At 70.6% G+C, this 19,109-nt stretch carries 15 protein-coding genes and 1 pseudogene; 7 read left to right on the forward strand and 9 right to left on the reverse strand.

What is annotated here, in order from left to right; translation table 11 throughout:
* Nucleotides 1–86: 86 nt before the first annotated feature.
* The 7 genes and pseudogenes from ACZ4V6_RS33565 to eccE form a co-directional block, all read right to left on the reverse strand.
* A pseudogene (locus ACZ4V6_RS33565) lies at nt 87–284 on the reverse strand (ATP-binding cassette domain-containing protein); the annotation flags it as partial.
* Nucleotides 230–1,144, reverse strand: coding sequence for an ABC transporter permease (locus ACZ4V6_RS33570; protein WP_467834658.1), 915 nt, complete (start codon nt 1,142–1,144; stop codon nt 230–232). The gene ACZ4V6_RS33570 and the pseudogene ACZ4V6_RS33565, both read right to left, overlap by 55 nt.
* Nucleotides 1,141–2,220, reverse strand: coding sequence for an ABC transporter permease (locus tag ACZ4V6_RS33575; protein ID WP_467834659.1), 1,080 nt, complete (start codon nt 2,218–2,220; stop codon nt 1,141–1,143). The genes ACZ4V6_RS33570 and ACZ4V6_RS33575 overlap by 4 nt, the downstream gene beginning before the upstream one ends.
* A gap of 12 nt (nt 2,221–2,232) precedes the next feature.
* The gene (locus tag ACZ4V6_RS33580) at nt 2,233–4,116 is read right to left on the reverse strand and encodes an ABC transporter substrate-binding protein (RefSeq protein WP_467834661.1); all 1,884 of its coding nucleotides are present in this window, start codon (nt 4,114–4,116) and stop codon (nt 2,233–2,235) included.
* Between the two features lie 359 nt (nt 4,117–4,475).
* The gene (locus tag ACZ4V6_RS33585) at nt 4,476–7,310 is read right to left on the reverse strand and encodes an SCO5717 family growth-regulating ATPase (protein WP_467834662.1); all 2,835 of its coding nucleotides are present in this window, start codon (nt 7,308–7,310) and stop codon (nt 4,476–4,478) included.
* 302 nt (nt 7,311–7,612) lie between these two features.
* A complete protein-coding gene (locus ACZ4V6_RS33590; RefSeq protein ID WP_467834664.1) occupies nt 7,613–8,407 on the reverse strand; it encodes a hypothetical protein in 795 nt (264 codons plus the stop codon).
* Nucleotides 8,404–9,720, reverse strand: a complete 1,317-nt coding sequence (gene eccE, locus ACZ4V6_RS33595; protein ID WP_467834666.1) for a type VII secretion protein EccE — start codon at nt 9,718–9,720, stop codon at nt 8,404–8,406. Before eccE ends, ACZ4V6_RS33590 begins: the two co-directional genes overlap by 4 nt.
* A 217-nt stretch (nt 9,721–9,937) precedes the next feature.
* Between eccE and eccB the strand changes: the two genes are divergently transcribed.
* The 7 genes from eccB (at nt 9,938) to ACZ4V6_RS33630 (ending at nt 17,225) form a co-directional block, all read left to right on the forward strand.
* Nucleotides 9,938–11,473, forward strand: a complete 1,536-nt coding sequence (eccB, locus tag ACZ4V6_RS33600; protein WP_467834668.1) for a type VII secretion protein EccB — start codon at nt 9,938–9,940, stop codon at nt 11,471–11,473.
* An 18-nt stretch (nt 11,474–11,491) separates the two neighbouring features.
* Nucleotides 11,492–12,739 (forward strand): type VII secretion-associated serine protease mycosin, encoded by a 1,248-nt coding sequence (gene mycP, locus ACZ4V6_RS33605; RefSeq protein ID WP_467834670.1) that lies wholly within the window; start codon nt 11,492–11,494, stop codon nt 12,737–12,739.
* A 236-nt stretch (nt 12,740–12,975) separates the two neighbouring features.
* Nucleotides 12,976–13,395, forward strand: coding sequence for a hypothetical protein (locus ACZ4V6_RS33610; RefSeq protein WP_467834672.1), 420 nt, complete (start codon nt 12,976–12,978; stop codon nt 13,393–13,395).
* Complete coding sequence (locus ACZ4V6_RS33615) at nt 13,392–15,134, forward strand: WXG100 family type VII secretion target (RefSeq protein WP_467834673.1); 1,743 nt, start codon at nt 13,392–13,394, stop codon at nt 15,132–15,134. Before ACZ4V6_RS33610 ends, ACZ4V6_RS33615 begins: the two co-directional genes overlap by 4 nt.
* Before the next feature lie 124 nt (nt 15,135–15,258).
* On the forward strand, nt 15,259–16,446 hold the full coding sequence (locus tag ACZ4V6_RS33620) for a S8 family serine peptidase (RefSeq protein ID WP_467834674.1): 1,188 nt from the start codon (nt 15,259–15,261) through the stop codon (nt 16,444–16,446).
* Between the two features lie 85 nt (nt 16,447–16,531).
* The gene (locus ACZ4V6_RS33625) at nt 16,532–16,873 is read left to right on the forward strand and encodes a WXG100 family type VII secretion target (RefSeq protein WP_467834676.1); all 342 of its coding nucleotides are present in this window, start codon (nt 16,532–16,534) and stop codon (nt 16,871–16,873) included.
* A 49-nt stretch (nt 16,874–16,922) separates the two neighbouring features.
* Complete coding sequence (locus ACZ4V6_RS33630; RefSeq protein ID WP_365598397.1) at nt 16,923–17,225, forward strand: WXG100 family type VII secretion target; 303 nt, start codon at nt 16,923–16,925, stop codon at nt 17,223–17,225.
* A 162-nt stretch (nt 17,226–17,387) separates the two neighbouring features.
* Here ACZ4V6_RS33630 and ACZ4V6_RS33635 read toward each other — a convergent pair whose 3' ends face one another.
* Both ACZ4V6_RS33635 and ACZ4V6_RS33640 read right to left on the reverse strand, forming a co-directional pair.
* A complete protein-coding gene (locus ACZ4V6_RS33635) occupies nt 17,388–18,035 on the reverse strand; it encodes a hypothetical protein (protein ID WP_467834677.1) in 648 nt (215 codons plus the stop codon).
* A 49-nt stretch (nt 18,036–18,084) separates the two neighbouring features.
* The gene (locus tag ACZ4V6_RS33640) at nt 18,085–19,083 is read right to left on the reverse strand and encodes a hypothetical protein (RefSeq protein WP_467834679.1); all 999 of its coding nucleotides are present in this window, start codon (nt 19,081–19,083) and stop codon (nt 18,085–18,087) included.
* Nucleotides 19,084–19,109 lie beyond the last annotated feature (26 nt).

Here is a 19,109-nt window from a genome sequence, read left to right on the forward strand (position 1 = left end):
CAGGTTCCGGACGTCGAGCAGACTCAACGGGACACCCCCAGCCTGGGGTTGAGGACGGACTCGACCGCACGCCCGCACAGCGTGAACGCCAGCGCCAGCGTGGACTTGCCGCAGCCGGACTCGCCCGCGATGCCGAGCTTCTCGCCCGCGGCCAGGCTCAGGTCGACCCCGCGCACGGCGGCCGCGCCGCCCGGGTAGGTCACTTCCAGGTTCCGGACGTCGAGCAGACTCAACGGGACACCCCCAGCCTGGGGTTGAGGACGGACTCGACCGCACGCCCGCACAGCGTGAACGCCAGCGCGACGACCGCGATCGCGACGCCCGGCGGCACCAGGTACCACCAGTCGCCGGAGCTGACCGCACCCGCCTCCCGGGCGTCCTGCAACAGCCCGCCCCACGACACGACCGAGGGGTCCCCGAGCCCCAGGAACGCCAGGGTGGCCTCGGCGAGGATCGCGGAGGAGATGATCAGGGTGGTCTGGGCGAGGATCAGCGGCATCACGTTCGGCAGCACGTGCCGGGACATGATGTGCCCGTGCCCGCCGCCGAGCGCCTTCGCGCGTTCGATGTACGGCCGCGACTCCACGGCCAGCGTCTGGGCCCGCACCAGCCGCGCGGTCGTCGGCCAGGTGGTGACGCCGATGGCCAGGACGATCGTGCCCAGCGAACGGGACATGACGGTCGCCAGCACGATGGCGAGCACCAGCGTCGGCATCACCAGGAACCAGTCCGTGACGCGCATGATCACCGTGGCGTACCAGCCGCGGAAGTGCCCGGCGGTGATGCCGATCAGCGCCCCGATGGCCACCGACAGCACCGCGGCGAGCAGCCCGACCAGCAGCGAGACGCGCGCACCCCAGATCAGCAGTCCCAGCAGGTTGCGCCCGAACTGGTCGGTGCCCAGCGGGAACCGGCCGCTGGGACCCTCCAGCGGCTGCCCGGGAGCGTCGGTCACGCTCTGCACGTCCGACCCGACGGTCAGCGGCGCGGTCAGCGCCAGCAGCCCGAACAGCACCAGCGCGGCGAGCCCGAACAGGCCCGCGCGGTGCCGTCGGTACTCCTTCCAGAAGCGTGCGGCGGAGGCCCGGCGGCGCTGCCACGCGAGCGTGCGCGGGCCGAGCGGCGGAGCGGTCTCGGCGGTCATCGGCCCACCCTCGGGTCGAGCAGCGGATACAGGAGGTCGGCCAGGGTGTTCATCAGGATCACCGCTGAGGCGAAGACGAAGAACAGACCCTGCACCAGCGGCAGGTCGGGCACGCTCAGCGCCTGGTAGAACAGCCCGCCGAGCCCCGGCCAGGAGAAGACCGTCTCGACGAGGATGACACCGGCGACGGTCCGGCCGAGGTTGACGAAGATCAGCGTCACGGTCGGCAGCAGCGCGTTCGGCACGGCGTGCCGGCGCCGCACGAGGTCGTCCCGCAGGCCCTTGGCGCGCGCCGTGGTCAGGTAGTCGCCGCCCATCTCGTCGAGCAGCGCCGAGCGGGTGACCAGCAGCGTCTGCCCGTACTCCACCGCGACCAGCGTCACCACCGGCAGGACGAGGTGGTGGGCGACGTCGACGACGTACGCGAAGCCCTGCTCGCCGCCGGACTCCATGCCCCCGGTCGGGAACATCCCGGGGATCGGGCCCACGCCGACCGACAGCACGATGATGAGCAGCAGTCCCAGCCAGAAGGAGGGGATGGAGTAGAGCGTCAGCGCCAGCCCGGTGTTGACCCGGTCGCCGAGCCGGCCGTGCCGCCACGCGGAGCGGGTGCCGAGGAAGATGCCCAGGGTCGTGTACAGAACGAAGGCCGTGCCGGTGAGCAGCAGCGTGTTCGGCAGCGCCTCGGTGATCTTGTCGACGACGGGGCCGTGGAACTGGTACGAGGTCCCCAGGTCTCCCGTCAGCGCCTTGCCGCAGTACTGCGTGAACTGCTGCCACACCGGCAGGTCGAGACCGAACTCCCGGCGGTAGGAGGCGATCTGCTCCGCGGACACCGGGCGGCCGCCGGTCATGAACTTCACCGGGTCGCCCGGGATCAGCCGGAAGAGGAAGAAGCTGGTGACGAGCACGGCGAACAGCGAGACGGCGGCACCGGCCAGCCTGCCGGCCACGTACCGCAGGTACGCGGCCCTGGCGCCGGCCCGTGACGCGCGCCCCGCCCCGGCCGGCCCGGACGTCACCGGACCGGCCGCGGCCGCTTTCCCGAGCGGGGAGGATGTCGCTTCCGCGGTCATGGGCGGGCCCGCCTACTCACGCTCTTCCGCCGTGGACCGGCGGCGCACCGCGACCAGCACGCCGAGACCGACGAGGACGACGACGCCCGCGACGATCCCGGTCACCACGCCGGTCGACGAGGAACCGTCCGAGGAGTCGCCGGAGCCGGCGGGGACGGCGGACCACCAGCTCCAGTAGCCGTCCTGGCCGTAGATGTTGCCCGCCTCGGACGGCATCGTGGTGATCGACTCGATCTGGTCCGTGCGGTAGGCCTCGACGGCGTTCGGATAGGCCATGACGTTCATGTAGCCCAGGTCGTACAGCCGCGACTGCATCTGCTTGACGATCTCCGCCCGCTCGGCCGGGTCGTACTCGGCGAGCTGCCGGGCGTAGAGGTCGTCGTACGTCTTGTCGCAGATGAAGTTGTCCGTGGCACCGGTGTCCTTGGGGGTCTGCGGACGGGCGGCACAGGTGTGGATGGAGAGCACGAAGTCGGGGTCCGGGTTGACGGACCAGCCGTCGAAGGCCAGGTCGTACTTGCCCGCGAGCCACGGGTCGGTCACGTTGTCCAGGCAGTTGAGGGTGGTCTCGATGCCGAGCTCGCCCCACCACTCCTGGAGGTACTTGCCGACCGCCTTGTCGTTGGGGTCGGTGGCGTGGCACAGGACGCGGTAGTTCAGCGGTTCGCCGTCCTTGCCGACGCGCTTGCCGTCGGCGTTCTTCCTGTAGCCCGCCTCGTCGAGCAGCCGTCCGGCCGCCTCGGGGTCGTACGCCAGCTCCTGCTCGGCCGAGGGCTTCCAGAAGTACGAGGAGAAGCGCGGCGGTATGTAGCCCTCGCCCTGGACCGCGTGACCCTGGAAGACCTTGTCGACGATCGTCTTGCGGTCCACCGCCATGAACAGCGCGTTCCGCACCCGCTGGTCGAGCAGCGACGGGTGGCCGTCACCGAACTTCGTGCCGTCCTTGGACTGCGCGCCCGGGTTGGTGGCGAGGGCGTAGAAGCGACGGCCGGGCGCGTCGTTGACGTGGATGTTCTTGTCGCCCTTGAGCGAGGCGGCCTGGGCGGGGGTCAGCGACGGGGACCCGGCGACGAAGGAGACCTCGCCCTTGCGCAGGGCGGCGACGGCGGCGTCCTGGTCCTTGTAGTACCGGAAGACCAGCTCGTCGAACTTCGGCGCGCCCCGCCAGTAGTCCTTGTTGGCCTTCAGCCGCACGTAGCTGTCCGGCTTGTAGTCGGTCAGGACGAACGGTCCGTCGCCGACGAGCGGGAAGCTCTTGTCGTTGTTGAACTCGGAGAAGTCGTCGACCTTCTCCCACACGTGCTTGGGCACGATCGGCACGTCGAGCGCGGTCATCGTGGCCTGCGGCGTCTTCAGCTCGATCACCAGCTGGGTGGGACCGGTCGCGGTGACCTTCTCGAAGTTGGTGACGAAGCTGCCGTTGGCGGTGGCGGCGCCGTCGTCGGTCATCATCGTGTTGAACGTCCACGCCGCGTCCTCGGCGGTGACCCGCTGCCCGTCCGACCACTTCGCGTCGGAGCGGATCGTGTACGTCCACGTCAGCTTGTCGGGAGAGGACTTCCACGCGGTGGCCAGCCCCGGTATGACGTGGTTGTCCTTGGGGTCGTAGGCGGTCAGGTACTCGTACGTCAGCCGGTGGATGCTCGTGCTGACCAGCCGCACCGCGAGGAACGGGCTGAGCGAGTCGACGCTCTGCGCGACCGCGACGGTGAGGACCCTGCCGCCCTGCTCGCCCTCCCCGGCCCGTACCGGGCCGCTCCGCGGTCCGGCCGAGGCGGACGGGGCGACGGCACCGGACGCGAGGACGAGGGCGGCGGCGCCGGCGGCGGCCAGGAGCCGCGTCCTCCTCGGGCGGGAGCCGATACGTCCTCTGCCGTGCTGATCTTGTGTGTTCATGGTTCGGAGACCTCGCGTCATCACTCGCGCGGGACGCCCGCTCGACGTTCCGCACGGGGCGGGCTTGAACAGGTGCGAACAGACTTGAACGGATGTGAGCAGCCTTGCATGGAGCTTGATCGGTTGGCGCCGACGGAATGAAGTGTGTGTCTATCAGCGGCAGTCTGCGCGCGTCAACGGTGTGTCAAACCCCATGTGGCCTGCGGAAACGGCGAGTTCACCGCCGGGTCGCCCCCATTGGTGGAGACCATTGACGCCTCGCTGGTGAGAGTGTGGCGGTGCGTTCCCGCCGGTTCTGACCGCGAACGCGCGAAGGCCCGCGCCGTCGGGTGACGGCGCGGGCCCGGGAGAGCGCGGGGCTACTGCTGAGGCGGGGGCGGGGTCTGGCCCTGCGGGTGCTGGGGGTGACCGGGCTGCTGCGGATACGGCTGCCCGGGCTGCTGGGGGTACGGCTGTCCCGGCTGCTGCGCGGGCTGCCCGTACGGCTGCGGCTGCCCCGGCTGGGGGTACCCGGGCTGAGGGTGCCCCGGCTGGGGGTACCCGGGCTGAGGGTGCCCCGGCTGGGGCGCGTACTGCCCCGCGCCCGGCTGCCCCGGGTGATGCGGGCCCGGCTGCCCCGGGTAGGGCGGCTGTCCGGGTACGCCCTGCCCCGGTACGGGCCCGCCGGGCATCCCCTGGCCCGTGAAGTCGTGGCCCGGCATGGGCGGCGCGGCGACCGGCGGCGGATTGCCGTCGGACGTCCACAGGCCGTGGGACTGCTGGTGGCGGACGAAGTCCTCGGCGACCATCGCCGCGAGGTTGAAGTACGCCTCCCGCACCTTCGGCCGCATCATGTCGAGGTCGACCTCGGCGCCGGCCGCCAGGTGCTCGTCGAACGGCACCACCACGACGCCCCGGCACCGCGTCTGGAAGTGGCCGACGATGTCCTCCACCTTGATCATCTTGCCGGTCTCGCGGACCCCCGAGATGACGGTGATGGACCGGGAGACCAGATCGGCGTACCCGTGCGCGGACAGCCAGTCCAGCGTCGTGCTGGCGCTGCTCGCACCGTCCACGGACGGCGTCGAGATGATGATGAGCTGGTCGGCGAGGTCGAGCACCCCGCGCATGGCGCTGTAGAGCAGACCGGTGCCGGAGTCGGTCAGGATGACCGGGTACTGCCTGCCCAGGACGTCGATCGCGCGCCGGTAGTCCTCGTCGTTGAAGGTCGTGGACACGGCCGGGTCGACGTCGTTGGCGATGATCTCGAGCCCGGACGGCGCCTGGGACGTGAACCGCCGGATGTCCATGTACGAGTTGAGGTACGGGATCGCCTGGACGAGGTCGCGGATGGTGGCCCCGGTCTCGCGGCGCACCCGGCGGCCGAGCGTACCGGCGTCCGGGTTGGCGTCGATGGCGAGGATCTTGTCCTGTCGCTCGGTGGCGAGCGTGGAGCCCAGTGCGGTGGTCGTGGTCGTCTTGCCGACGCCGCCCTTGAGGCTGATGACGGCGATGCGGTAGCAGGAGAGCACCGGGGTGCGGATCAGCTCCAGCTTCCGCTGCCGCTCGGCCTCCTCCCTCTTCCCGCCCAGCTTGAACCGCGAACCGCCGGACGCGGGGCGGCTGCTCTTCGCCTTCTGCTTCTTGTTGTTGAGCAGCCGGTCCGACGACAGCTCCACGGCCGCCGTGTAACCGAGCGGCGCCGCACCCGGGTTGGTGGGCTGCCGCTGGTCGTGCTGTATGGGCTGCGGCCAGGCGGTGCCGAGCCGGGGGTCGGCCGGCTGCTGGGGATAGGGCTGTGGCTGTGCCTGGGCCTGGTGGGGCGGCTGCTGGTGCTGCGGCATCTGACCGGGGTGCGCCTGCGGGTGCGCCGGCGGCTGGGCCTGGTGCGGCACACCGGGGGCCGGCTGCCCCTGGGGGGCGGGCGGCTGGGGGAAGCCGTAACCGCCCTGCGGGACGGAAGCGCCGGGCTGCGGAGCGACGGCGCCGGGCTGGGGCTGGGGGAAGCCGTAACCGGCGGCGGGAGCACCACCCGGCTGCGGTCCCGGAGCCGGGGGCGCGGCCGGGGGAGTGGCACCCTGCGGCGGGAAGCCGTAACCGGCCTGGGCGGAAGCCTGGTCCGGCGTCACCGGTGAGCCGGCCTGCGCGGCCCACGCGGCGGGAGCCGGCTGAGGAGCCTGGGGCTGGAAGGGCGGCTGGTGCGCCGGAACGCCCGGCTGCCCCGGCACACCGGGTGCCGGCTGCGGCCCGGCGGGCCACTGACTCGCCGGCGCGGGCGCGGCGGGAGGGTACGAGGGAGGCAGCGGCGGCACCGGGCCCTGGGCGGCGGGGGGCGCGTCGGCGGACGGGACGTCCTGAGGCCCGGCGGCGGCCGGACCGGGCTCGGCGGCGGGTGCCGGACCGGGTTCGGCGGGTGCCGGCTCGGAGCTGGGTGCCGGCTCGCCGTCGTCGGCGGCCTCCGGGGCATCGGCGGGAGAGACCTCGCCGACTGCCGTCGGCTCCTCGCCGCCCTCGCCGCTCCCGGGTTCGGCGACGGCACCATCCGCGTCGCCGTCCGCACCGCCGCTCTCCGCCGTGGTGCCGTCCGCGGCGTCGGCGTCGGTAGCTCCGTGGGCCTCGGCCTCGTCGGTGCCGCCCTCCGCCCCGGCGGAGTCCCCGGCCTCGTCGGCAGCGGACTCCGGCCGTTCCTCCGGCGCCTCCCCCTGCCGCGCCCCGGCGGCGGCGAGTTCCGCGAACTCCCGCTTCAGGGCGGCGGCCGAGAAGCGCATGGTGGCGCCGCTCTCGAGGTCACCGTTGCCGCCCTCGGGCTCGACGCGCGGCTCCGGGGGCACCGTCGGCTGCTCGGGCTCCGCCCCGGGCCGGGGCTCTGCCGCCGCCGGAGGACGCTGAGGCTCGAAGCCGCTTCCCACGGGCAGACCGGGCACCCCGGGGCCCGGAGACGTGGACGGGGCGGGAGGAGCGTACGGCGAACTCGTCATCGACGGCGGCGGCGGCGTGTAGGGCGCCGCGGGAGCCGGAGGCCGAGGAGCGGAAGGAGCGTCGCTCGACGGACCGGCGCCCTGCCCGGAATCACCGGACGCGTTCTGCGTGTACCAGGCGGGCGGCGCGTAGTCGATGGTGAACTCGCCCGTCGTCTCGATTGCGGACTCCGCGTCGGGCTGGTCATCGCCGGGCGTCGCCCAGCCCCCGCGGTTCCCGTCCCGATCGCTGCTCACAATTCCTCCTGGTGTGGTCGAGCACCCTCATGCCGTGCTGGGGCGACCGATTCCGTCCGACGTTGTCCGAGAGTGACGAGGGTGGGACGAGGCGTCGATCCCCGCCCTTTCCGAAGGACGCCGACGCCCACTCCACGGGTTCTGGCGTGGCGCCCGGGACCAGCCTAATCACGAGTGACCGGACCTCGTCAGGTCCCGCCCCCCTGTCCGCTCCGGCGTCCGAAGCCGCAAAACACCCAAAGGGGAAGTACTTTCACGGCCGTGCCCGCCACGATCGGGTGATCCGGTCGACGCGGGCCCGCTCAGTCCATCCGGCGCGGCGTCCCCAGGAGGCCGATCTCCGCGTCGGTCGGCTGCGTCATCACGTACTGCCGGTCACGATCGGAACACCAGAGGGTGACACCGTCGGCGAGGGTCGGCAGCGCGTCCACGTCACTCCTCGGCAGCGCCATCGCACGGCCCAGTTCCCCGGCCTCGGCGGGTGAGATCCGCTGCACTCCCACGAGCCGTGCCTGCCGGACGAGCCGGGGCGCGACGGGGCTGAGATAGGGCAGGAGCGTCAGCACCGACCTCCAGGGGCCGGAGACCACACGGCCGCGCGGCGGCCGCATGCCGCAGTCCCGCACCACCAGCACCGGCGTGCCGGCCGAGGCCCCCAACGGAGGCACCCGGCCCACGTCGTAGACCGCGAGTCCGTTCTGGCCGCCGCCCATGGCGTGGACCATCTGCGTCCACGCCTGCGCGCGCCCGGTCTCCACAGCCACCCGCGCGCCGGTCGCGGCGGCCCGCAGCGCGAACACCTGAGCCGTCCACAGACCGCCGATGAGCACCACCTCGTAGGGCGTCGGCCGGTTCAGTCCCAGCACCGCGGACTGCCCCTCGGCGTCCACCCCGATGACCACGCCGTCGTCCCCGATGGGCAACGACAACGTGTCCAGGTCCTCCGGGGACAGGGTGTGGCGCCCGTGGCGCGGGCCGATCAGGCCGAAGCCGGCGTGCAGCAGGTCGCGTGCCCGCCGGCCGGCCGACGGCCGGTCACCTTCCGGCGCGCCCTGCACGTCCGGTCCGTCGGCGGCCCCCGTCGTCGTGGCGGTCACCGGACACCTCCGAGGGGCAGAGTGGCGAGGACACCCGGCAGTTGCTCGCGGTCGAGCCGCATGAGCGCGGCCCCCGCCTCCCGCGCGGAACTCTCCAGCGCGCGCCGCGCCTCGGTCAGTTCCTCGGCGCTGCGCCCGGTGACCCGCAGATGGCCGCGCAGGGACATCTCCTGCCGGTCCGCGCGCGACAGGGTGAGACTGACCGTCGTGGCGAGCGCGGGAACCGCGGTGACCCGCGCGACGAACTGGGGCAGCGACGTCCCGCGGTCGCCGCCCAGCTCGGGCCACTTGCGGATCCAGTACGTGGTGTGCCGGCGGTTGTCGCAGCGCCAGCTCCGGTTGGACTCCTCGGTGCGCCGCTCGTGCCGGGTCGCCCGTCCCGCCTCGGCCGTCACCAGCGGATTGGCGCAGGCCGACGTGGCGATCGCCGACGTCAGCTCCTCCTCGTCGAGGACCGTGGCACGGAACCCGGCCCCGCTCAGCCGGCTGGCGAGATGGTCGGCGACGCGCACGACGCACTTCTGCGCGCCGAGCAGGCCCCCGCCGCGAGCCGCGACGGCCTCGGGACACAGCTCGGGGGCGACCTTCAGGGCGATCCAGGTGATCCGTACCGCCGGAGCGCCGGTCTGCTCCTGCAACGGCGCGTAATTGCTGACGGCCACCGACTGCCGCGGCAGGTGCAGCGCGGGCGCGGGCTGCGTGTGCAGCACGATCTGTGCCGACTCCAGGCGGATCCCGTCCACTTCGAGGGCGTCCCGCACCAGCGCCAGCGGCAGGGGCCGCCGGCTCCGCTCGGCGCGCAGGGCGGTGGCGTCGGCCTCCACCTGCACCACGGCGGTGACGAACGTGCCGTCACCGACGATGCCCACGGGCCGCCGCTCCCGCCCGCCGTAGGCGTACGTGCGCAGGCTCGGATCGCACTCCACGGCCGGGGCCAGCGCCGGCTCGGTGCCCGCCGGGATCACCAGGTCCGCGGCGCGCTTCTGCCGGGCGCGCAGGGCCCGTGCCGTGGCCAGCCACTCCGGCAGGGAGCGGCCCCTGCGGCGCACGAGGGCCAGCAGGACGAGGACGACCGCGAGGACGGCGGCGGGCACCAGGGCCAGGGTGCCGATCGCCCATCCCGTGAGGAGGAGGGCGGCCGCGAGCTCCAGAAGCACGATCCGTTGCAGCCGGAACGAACCCGGCCGGCCCGTACGCACCTTGAGATGGAGGCCGCCTCGCGCGGACGGCTGTCGCGCGCCTCGCGGCCCCGGCTGGACGGAACCGCGTGCCCGGGTCCGGTCACGCCCCGAGGTGCGCGTCCCGGAAGCCATCACTCCATCCCCCCAATTCACTCACAACTCGCTGGAATCCCCGCCACCGTGCCCACTCCCGAAGGGCCCACGCACCCTACCCGCTCCACAGGCCACCCCTCACACCAGGCATAGTAGGGGCGGCGTCCGAGGCCGGCGGGCGGGGGACGACGCTCCCCGGCGCCGGCCGGGCGGAACTCGGGTGAGTACGGCGGGACACGGGGAGAGAAACGCACCAATGGCATCTCGGCGGGATCAGCTCAACGCCTACACCTTCGCGAAGCGCCGCCTGCTCGCGGCCTTCGTCCAGTCGTTCCCGCACGGCTCGGAGGAGGGTGCGCCGCGCCCCCTGCGGGGCGTCGTGCCCGGACTCGTCATCGGTGTGATCGTCATGGCCGTGTTCGGCGCCTGGGGGATGTTCAAGCCCACCGCGCCCAAGGGCTGGGACACCCCGAACGAGAAGGTGATCATCGCCAGCAAGTCGACCACCCGGTACGTCGTCCTGAAGACCGGCGACGAGGTCCAGCTCCACCCGGTGCTCAACATGGCGTCGGCGAAACTCCTCCTCGCCCCCAACAAGGGCGACGTCGTCACCGTCAGCGAGTCGCTCCTCGACAGCGGCAGGATCCGGCACGGTGTCACCGTCGGCATTCCGTACGCCCCCGACCGGCTGCCCTCCGCCGAGGAGGCCGGCGCCGCCAAGCGGTGGGTCGTCTGCGAACGCCCCAGCGCGGGCGGCCGGTCCATCCAGAAGGCCGCGCTGGTCCTCGCCGACCGGGAGAAGAAGCTGACCGAGGGCAAGCAGAAGCTGTCCGGCGGCGAACTCCTCTACGTCGTGGACCCCGACGGCAAGCGCTTCATCGTGGACGCGGGCGGAACCGCGTACCAGGTCGACAAGCAGGACACCGGCTCCGACCTCGAACTGCTGCTGCGCACCGTCGTCGGCTCCGGTCGTCTGCCCCAACGGGTGTCCCGCGAGTGGCTGGCCACCCTCCACCAGGGCGACCCGGTCACCTTCCCGAAGATCAAGGGCACCCCCGGGGCCCCCGCGAACGCCCCCGGCCAGCTCGACGCGTCGGCCGACAAGGTCGGCACCGTGCTCAAGGCCTTCGACAACAACGAGGAGCAGTACTACGTCGTACTGCCCGGCCGGGTCGCGCCGGTATCCGCCTTCGTCGCCCAACTGCTGCTGTACAGCAAGGACCTGGCGCAGGTCGGGCAGGCCGGCCAGGCCCTGGAGGTGAGCCCCGGAGCGATCGTCCCGGGCAAGCCCTTCGGCACCGAGTACAAGTGGCCGAGCGGCACTCCCCGGGCGGTCAACGAGACGTCCGACGCCAAGGGCGGACGCAACACGGTCTGCAACGTGCTGCGCGACGTCGACGGCAAGGGCGCCACCACCCTCGGCACCTGGGCCGGCGCCGACTTCCCGGCCGACCTCCCCACCGGTTCCTCCAGCGCCTACGTCACGCCGGGCTCCGGCCAGCTCTACCGCCAGTTCAAGGGCACGGAGACGAAGGCGGGCCCCGTCTTCCTGGTCACCGACACCGGCCTGCGCTACGTCCTGCAGTCCAACGCGGACAGCGCCACCGACGACGCGGGCATCGGCATGTCGGCGGAGGAGCGGAAGCAGTTGGAGCAGGAGGCCCAGCAGGCCCAGACGCGCCTGGGCTACGCCGACGTGGACCCCGCGCCGATCCCCGCCGCCTGGTCCGCCTTCCTCCCCACAGGCCCTCGCCTGTCCACGGCCGCGGCACGCCAGCCGCAGGGTTCCTAGCGGAGGGACGTCACCACCATGCGACCCCTGTGCCTGCGCCTCCTTCCGACGGCAGCCGCCACGGTCCTGCTGACGGCGGGACCCCTGGCCCTCGCGCCCACCGCCGCCGCGGAGGAGCCCTTCTCCGACCAGTGTGAATACCCCAACGACGTCTATCCGGGCCGCCCTTGGTCCCTCCAGCGCGTCCAGCTCGACGAACTCTGGAGCGAGTCCAAGGGCAAGGGCGTACGGGTGGCCGTCATCGACACCGGCGTCGACGTGAAGAACCCGCAGCTGAAGAACGCGGTGGACGTCAGGAGCGGCCGCAACTTCCTGCCCAGGAACCTCAAGGACGAGAACGGCGACCCCATCGACCGGGGCAACGAGAACGGCACCACCGACACCGTCGGTCACGGGACCAAGGTCGCCGGCATCATCGCCGCCCGGCCCGACGGCAAGACCGGCTTCGTGGGCCTGGCACCCGAGGCGACGATCATCCCGATCCAGCAGAACGACGCGGAGGGCAACGGCGACACCGACACCCTCGCCGCGTCGATCCGCTACGCCGTCACGGCCGGCGCGGACGTCATCAACATCTCCCAGGACACCGCGGGCGCCGCCGAACCCGACCCGGAACTGGAAGCGGCCGTCAACGACGCCTTGGCCAAGGACATCGTCGTCGTCGCCTCCGCGGGCAACGACGGGCTCGGCGGCAACGTCAAGAAGACCTACCCCGCCTCCTACGAGGGCGTCCTCGCCGTCGCGGCGTCCGACCGCAACAACGAACGGGCGTCCTTCTCCCAGTCCGGCGACTTCGTCGACGTCGCGGCACCGGGCGTCGACATGATCTCCACCGTGCCCAGCGGCGGCCACTGCTCCGACAACGGCACGAGCTTCTCCGCCCCGTACGTCGCGGGCATCGCCGCACTCCTCAAGGCCAAGCACGGCGACTGGAGCGGGCGTCAGATCACCGCCCAGATCGAACAGACCGCGGAACGCACCATCGCCGGTCACGACCGCCTCGTCGGCTGGGGAGTGGTGGACCCGGTCCGCGCCCTCACGGAGGACGAGCACCCGGTCGAGTCCCCCCGCCCCCAGGAGGGGCTGTCCAGGGCCGAGGCGCCGGTCGCGGCCGAGCTCCCGCTCGGCGAAACGGCCGACGAGAGGAACGCCCGCCTCGCGACCTACGTCGCGGTCGGTGCGGTGGTCCTGGTGATGGGCCTCGGCGGAGCGGCGGTGGCGGTCCGGGACGCGGGCGGACGGGGCCGGGCCAAGGGACTCCGGTGACGCCGAGGGGCGTCGGCGTCCTGGTGGGAACTGTGTCGAGCGAGTGAAGACGGCGGGAGCGGGCGCCAGTTGCAGCAGGCCTGTTGCACAAGGTGGTTGGGGCTGTCGGTGTCTGTTACTAGAGTGGTCCCGTGGCGTTCGTGATCGCTCCGGCGCCGAGGTCCGTTCGGCACCTCGAGCCGGGCGGGCCGCAGTACGGGGAAACGGGGAGGGATAGCACAGTGGTTGCTGCAGAGATGGGCGGAGCCGCAGACGTCCGTCGCGGCGTGATGGCGCTGTCGGCGTTCAAGAAGCGCGTGGACGATCTGCTCAAGGCCTTCGAGGAGTCGGCGGGCGGTCCGTCCAAGGTCGGGTCCCACAGCCTGCCGGAGTCCGCTTTCGGCAGCGGCGCCTTCCCCGAGGGCAAGCAACTCCACCTCGAGTACGAGCGCGTCCACGAGCGGATCACCGCACTCTCCAAGTCGCTGGGGCTCCAGCTGGAGGCCATGCAGATCGCCGTGCACGGCGTGGACGTCACCTTCGACAACCTCGAGGAAGAGCAGCGCTACCGGTTCCATCAGATCCGGACCGAGGTCAACCAGACGCGCGAAGAGATGCTGGACGAACGTCTCAAGCGGCAGAATCACCCCGACAAGACCGACGCGGGATGGTCATGAGCGACAAGAACAAGCCGGGGCCGCACCTGGAAGAGCAGAAGGACGCCCAGGCGCAGATCGGTGCGCTCGACGCGGTCATGACGGTGACCAAGTTCGTGCCCTTCGGCCCGTCCAGGGGCGTCCATTTCGGCTCCACGAACTTCGAGGGCTACGGCCTCAACCAGATCCTCGACATCGTCGAGTCCGCCAACCCGGAGCTCCTGGAGACCGCGGGCACCGCCCTCGTCGACGCCCGGGACGCCATCAAGAAGGCGGCGGACGAACTCAAGGGCAACCTCGGGAAGATCGATTGGCAGGGCGAGGCGCACAAGACCTTCTCCGACTGGGGCGACGGCCTGATCAAGAGCGCTCAGGGCATCGCCGACTACGCCGACACCATCGGCACCCAGGTGCTGGCCGCCGGCTCGGGCCTCGCCTCGGTCAAGAAGGCCATGCCCCACCGTGACACCCGCACCGACCCCAAACCGCCGAAGGACTTCGACGAGGCGGACAAGGTCGAGACCAACGACGAGTACGTGGCGGCGGTCAAGGCGGAGAAGGACCGCCAGGAGGCCATCAACCAGATGTACCGTCTGGCGTCGTTCTACACGGTGTCGGCGGGGGTGATGGGCAGCACCGACGAACCGGTGCTCCCGAAGATGCCGAATGCGGGGGTGCCGGCGCCGGCGCCTTCTTACGGAGATCCGTTCAAGGCAGGCGGAACCCGGCCGACGCTGGCGCCGATCGGTGAGCCGAGCACGACTGGTGGAAGCCCAGCGCCTCCTCATGGGGAGCGGGGGAACCCGGACAACCAGCTGACGGCTGGACCCAAGAATGTCGATGAGTTTTCCTCGCGGCCGATCGGTACCACAATCGACAGTGTCGGTACGTTGCCGCCGCAGGAGGCGGTGAAACCGGTCAACGGCCCGGCACCATCAACGAACGGCCCCATTGCTCAAACAGGGCCCGCCCCACACATGACTCCGAACACGATTCCGCGTACCGTGCGTGGGCCCGTTCCGCGGACCACGGGACCCGCTGGTGCGCAGGCGGCCAAGGTTCCTTCGTCGACGCGGGGACGTCCAGGAGATGTGACAGGCCCCGGTTCGGCACCACGTGCAGGCACTGGTCCGTTGGGCCAAAGCCCACGTGTCACCTCGCCAGGGCCGGTGGGAAGCCGCGGAACAGGCCCTCTGGGGCAAGCGGCACGCACCGCTATGCCTGGCCAGGCAGGTGGTCGCGGAACAGGTCCCGTGGGACGTGGCGTGGTCGGCGGGATGCCGAAGCCCGGGGGGCCGGTGGCCGGTCAGGCCGGAGGTGTCCCTCGCGGTCCCGTCGGAGGGACGCGGGTCACTCCTGTCGGCCGTGGCGGTACTGGGCGCACCCCCGACGGTGTCGTCGGCGGTCGACCCGTCACTGGTGCTGTGCCTGGTGGCAGTAGTCCCAGGGTGCCTCGGGGCACCGTCATCGGTGGAGAAGGGGCCTCGAGCCCGCGTACGCCTGGGCAGAAGCTCGGGCAGCGTGGAGTCATTGGAGCACCGCCTGCGGCTCCTGGCGCAGGACAGGGGTCTCGCCTACCCGCTGCCAACTCCGACGGCGTCGTCGGAGCGGCGAAGGGGAGGGTGTCCCCCAGCGCGGGGAACAGCGGGCAGGTTCCTGGGCGCCCCGTCGCGCCACGTGGCGGAGCGCAAAAGCAACGGTCCGGCAAGGACCGTCCACGCCGCGATGAGCAGCGTGGCAACCCGGCCACGACCGACTGACCGGACCGAAGCGAGGTTAGATACAAGCATGTTGTCAAGTTTCAGCCGACGAACTGGGCGGGCTGCACCTCTTGTGGGACGAAACAGGAGGCGGATTGCAGGCGTCTGTTCAGTACTTGGCACCGTGCTCTTCGCATCAACAAGTCTGGTGCCGCAAGCAGTGGCTGCGGACGCCCAGGCGAAGCAGTGGTACCTCTCGGCGATGAAAGCCGATGAGATGTGGAAGGTGAGTACCGGAGAGGGTGTCAAGGTAGCCGTTGTCGATACTGGGGTGAACCCTGAGACACCTTCACTGAAGGGGAAGGTGCTCGTCGACGAAGTCCCGGATTCCCTCGCCTACAAGGCCACCGAAGACTATGAGGGCCATGGCACAACCATGGCCGAGCTACTCGCAGGCAGCGGATCCGGTGGATCCTTGAGGGGGCTGGCGCCTGACGTCAAGCTTGTGCCATATCGGATCGCGCTGACGGGTCTCGACAACAAGACGGACCGAGAAAAAGCACCTGAGCTGGCATCTGTCATACGGGCCATCGCTGACAGTGACGTCAAGATCATCAATATGTCCTTCGGGGGCAGCATCGACTTTCCAGGTGTGCGGGAAGCGGTGAAATATGCTCATGACAAGGGCAAGTTGATATTTGCAGGCACGGGCAACGACGCCGAAACGAAGAACTTCATCGGCTACCCCGCTGCCTATCCGTATGTAGTCGGCATCGCCGCCGCAGACGCCACCGGCAAAGTTGCGAAGTTCTCGCAACACGGAAACTACGTCGATCTGGCGGCTCCGGGATTGAACATCCCTGGCTGGTGTGACGCCAGCTTCCGCTCGTACTGCGATCAGGGGGGAACCAGCGCCGCCACCGCCATCGCCTCCGCCTCCGCCGCCCTGGTCTGGTCCGCTCACCCCGACTGGACGGCCAACCAGGTGCTCGGCAGCCTCATCGACACCGCCGGCCGTGACTGGGCGAGGAACGACCCGAGCACGTATCTCGGCTACGGTCTGATCCGCCCCCGCAGGGTGCTGATGGACAAGGACTTCAAGCCCGGGGCGCCGGCCACCGATCCTCTTGCGAATGAGAACGGCGCTGGGGTCCTGGACGAATCCGGCGATGCCCTGTCCCCCTCCGGGTCACCCTCACCCCAGCCCTCCCGGTCCTCGCAGAGCGCGTCGGACGACAAGACCTCAGCCGCTGCCGCCGAAGCGGACGACTCCGGCGACACCACCCTGTGGGTGGTCCTCGGAGCCGCTGCGGCGGTGCTCGTGATCGGCGGCGGCGCCTTCGCGGTGATCCGCTCACGACGAGGCGCCTAGAGACACCCCCAGCATCAACGACCCCACCAGCACGCGGTGACGGACGCGACGACGGACCACCGCACTCACGAAAGGGACTGCCGACATGGCTGACGGCCGCAAGCTCTACGAGGCCCAGGTACAGAAGCTCCAGACGAACGTCATCGACCGGTACGACTCGATCAGGCAGTCTCTCGCCCGCCTCCAGGGAACGATCGACATGATCGAGAAGCACTGGACGGGTCAGGGCGCCATCGCCTTCGACAAGAAGCAGACGGAGATCAACGGCCACATGGCCTCGATCGGCCGGATGCTGGACGAGTTCCTCGAGGGCATCCAGCTGAACAAGACCGACAAGCAGAAGCTCGAGGACCAGATCGAGGCCGACGTCACCAAGATCTCGGTGGACGACCTCGGTGGAAAGACCTCGGCCCTCAACAGCTACTGACGCGAGCGTCCGAAGACGACCTGCTGGCTTTCAACGAAACGAGGAAGACATGTCCGGAGTCCACTACGACGAACTCGCCGTCACCTACGGCACCATGGACGCGCTCGCCACCGAACTCGGTGACCAGGCCAAGAAGCTCGAGGAGGACCTCGAGGCACTCAAGAAGGCCGTGCTGGACGCGGCCGCGGGCTGGGGCGGTGAGGCGTACGAGGAGTTCACCAAGAAGACCAAGGAGTGGGACCGTCACGCGTCCGGCATCCACCAGGCCCTGGTCAGCATCGGCCAGCGGGTCGGTCTCGCCGGCGGTGACTACCGCGGCGGCGACCTGAAGGGCGCCAGCTACTTCATGTAGGGCGCGCACGGAATACGAACAGGGTGGACACGCGCGGGAGGTGTCCACCCTGTTTCCTTGCATCTCGCCGCCACGTCCAGTGCCCCGGCATTTCCGACCGCGGCGGCGTCCGGCACGCCCACGAGGCCCCGTCTGCCGGATGGCCCGACTGATTCCCCGGACCTACTGCACCTGCTTCGCCAGTGCCTCGGTCAGTTCGCTCAGCCGCTTCGGGGCCAGGAGCGCGGCCTGGGTCTTCGCGGTGCCGACCAGCAGTGCGGCGTCTCCTTCCCCGTCGAGCTTCAGCCGTACGGAGGCGACACTTCCGTCGCCGGTGACGACGACCTTCCCCGTCTCGGCGGCGGCGGCCTTCTTGACGTAGCCGATCGTGTCGTCGGCGGACAGGGAGGCCAGTGAGGAGACGACCGGCGACAAGGTGTAGATCGCGTTCCGCTCGCGGGTCGCGATGGTGTGCACCTGCACGTCCTCCTGGCCGATGTGGAAGGTGCAACTGATCAGTACGCCGGGGTTGACGGCGAGCGGTTCTCCGGCCCTGGCACGCTTGCCGCCCTCCGCGGTGGCGACCGGCTTGCCGTCCTCCTCGACGGACCCCGGCCCGGCCGCTGCCTCCACGCCCGCGTCCTTCGCCGCCTCGTCCAGGTCGTAGGGAAGCGGGCAGGCGTCCGTTCCGTCGTCGGGCACCGCGTCGGCGGTCTCGGTGAGGCCGCTCAGACTCAGCGGATCCGCGCCGCCCCCGTTCTGGCACCCGGTCAGCAGGGCCGCTGCGGCCAGAACCGCCGTCACGGCGAGCCGGTGTCGTGCGTGTGTCACGTGTGGTGTCCTCGGTCGACAGGGAAGGCGGTTCGTGCGGCGATGCTGCTCACGAGTTGCGGAAGTCGCGCAGCGCCGAACGCTGGGCCGAGAAGGCGCTCTTCCGTGCATCGCGCACCAGGGAATTCTCCGTGGTGTCGTTCGTTCCCAGAGCCGTGGCCCAGGCCCGGGTCATTTCGACGCTCTGCGCTCCGAGGGTCTCGATCAGGTCGTCGGGAGCCTGCTGAGGCAACGTCGCCCGCCAGGACCCGGTGATGAAACCGGCCGGATCGTCGTCGAACGAAGGGACGTCCTCGGGACGTTCCGTCAGACGGGTGAAGACGCTCTTGTCCCACTCGGCTGATTTCTGCTGACCCATTTCCTCCCGTGCGGCGACCGCCACAGCGTCCATGCTGCCGATCACCCAGGAGGTTGTGGTGGGGTAAGGGGACAGGGCTTCCTCGGTCTTTTCCTGAGGCGCTCCGGGAAGTTCCCGGGCGACGCGTCCGGTCAGTGAATCGCGTAGGCGCACATAGGATTCCGGGTCGGCGGACAGGGACGTCATGACGCGGAAGAGGGAGCTTGCGGAAATGGCCATGTGCGCGCCTTCGTCGTCTTCCCATGCCTTTTCGGAGGGGAGTTCATGGCGAAGGTGGTCGACGCTGCCGGGAGCCATGATCTCGTAGGTGTCCGAGGAGTAGTCCGCCAGAGCGAGGGAGACCGGTGCGGTGATCTGTCGATCCCACGACGAGTGGCCTTCGTCGGCGATGTCGGCGAGTGCCACCAGTATGTCCTTCATGGCCTGGGCCTGAGCCAGTGAGTGACGCCCCGGTCGCTCGCCGGTCGTGGCGCGCTCGATGGCCTCACCGAGTTCTGCGCAGGTCAGGTCGGGCTGGTAGGCGTGACCGAGAGCCGCAGGCGTGCGCTCGTGCTTCAAGAGCCGCTGACACGTTCCTTCGTCATCCTGCGAGCCGACGGTGTAGAACCAGACGCCAAGCCCTGCCGCGACGACCAGGAGGAGCAGAACGATCAATGAGGTCTTGGCGCCGATACGCCGTTTCTTGGTCACAGTATCTTCCCTGGATCGACCCGGTC

The organism is Streptomyces sp. NPDC029152, assembly GCF_055564355.1.

What these genes read in the sequence shown, in the direction of transcription:
- ACZ4V6_RS33580 (WP_467834661.1), bottom strand. Translation starts at nt 4,116, where the DNA reads ATGAACACACAAGATCAGCACGGCAGAGGACGTATCGGCTCCCGCCCG.
- eccE (WP_467834666.1), bottom strand. Translation starts at nt 9,720, where the DNA reads ATGGCTTCCGGGACGCGCACCTCGGGGCGTGACCGGACCCGGGCACGC.
- ACZ4V6_RS33570 (WP_467834658.1), bottom strand. Translation starts at nt 1,144, where the DNA reads ATGACCGCCGAGACCGCTCCGCCGCTCGGCCCGCGCACGCTCGCGTGG.
- ACZ4V6_RS33615 (WP_467834673.1), top strand. Translation starts at nt 13,392, where the DNA reads ATGAGCGACAAGAACAAGCCGGGGCCGCACCTGGAAGAGCAGAAGGAC.
- ACZ4V6_RS33630 (WP_365598397.1), top strand. Translation starts at nt 16,923, where the DNA reads ATGTCCGGAGTCCACTACGACGAACTCGCCGTCACCTACGGCACCATG.
- mycP (WP_467834670.1), top strand. Translation starts at nt 11,492, where the DNA reads ATGCGACCCCTGTGCCTGCGCCTCCTTCCGACGGCAGCCGCCACGGTC.
- ACZ4V6_RS33575 (WP_467834659.1), bottom strand. Translation starts at nt 2,220, where the DNA reads ATGACCGCGGAAGCGACATCCTCCCCGCTCGGGAAAGCGGCCGCGGCC.
- ACZ4V6_RS33610 (WP_467834672.1), top strand. Translation starts at nt 12,976, where the DNA reads ATGGGCGGAGCCGCAGACGTCCGTCGCGGCGTGATGGCGCTGTCGGCG.
- ACZ4V6_RS33625 (WP_467834676.1), top strand. Translation starts at nt 16,532, where the DNA reads ATGGCTGACGGCCGCAAGCTCTACGAGGCCCAGGTACAGAAGCTCCAG.
- eccB (WP_467834668.1), top strand. Translation starts at nt 9,938, where the DNA reads ATGGCATCTCGGCGGGATCAGCTCAACGCCTACACCTTCGCGAAGCGC.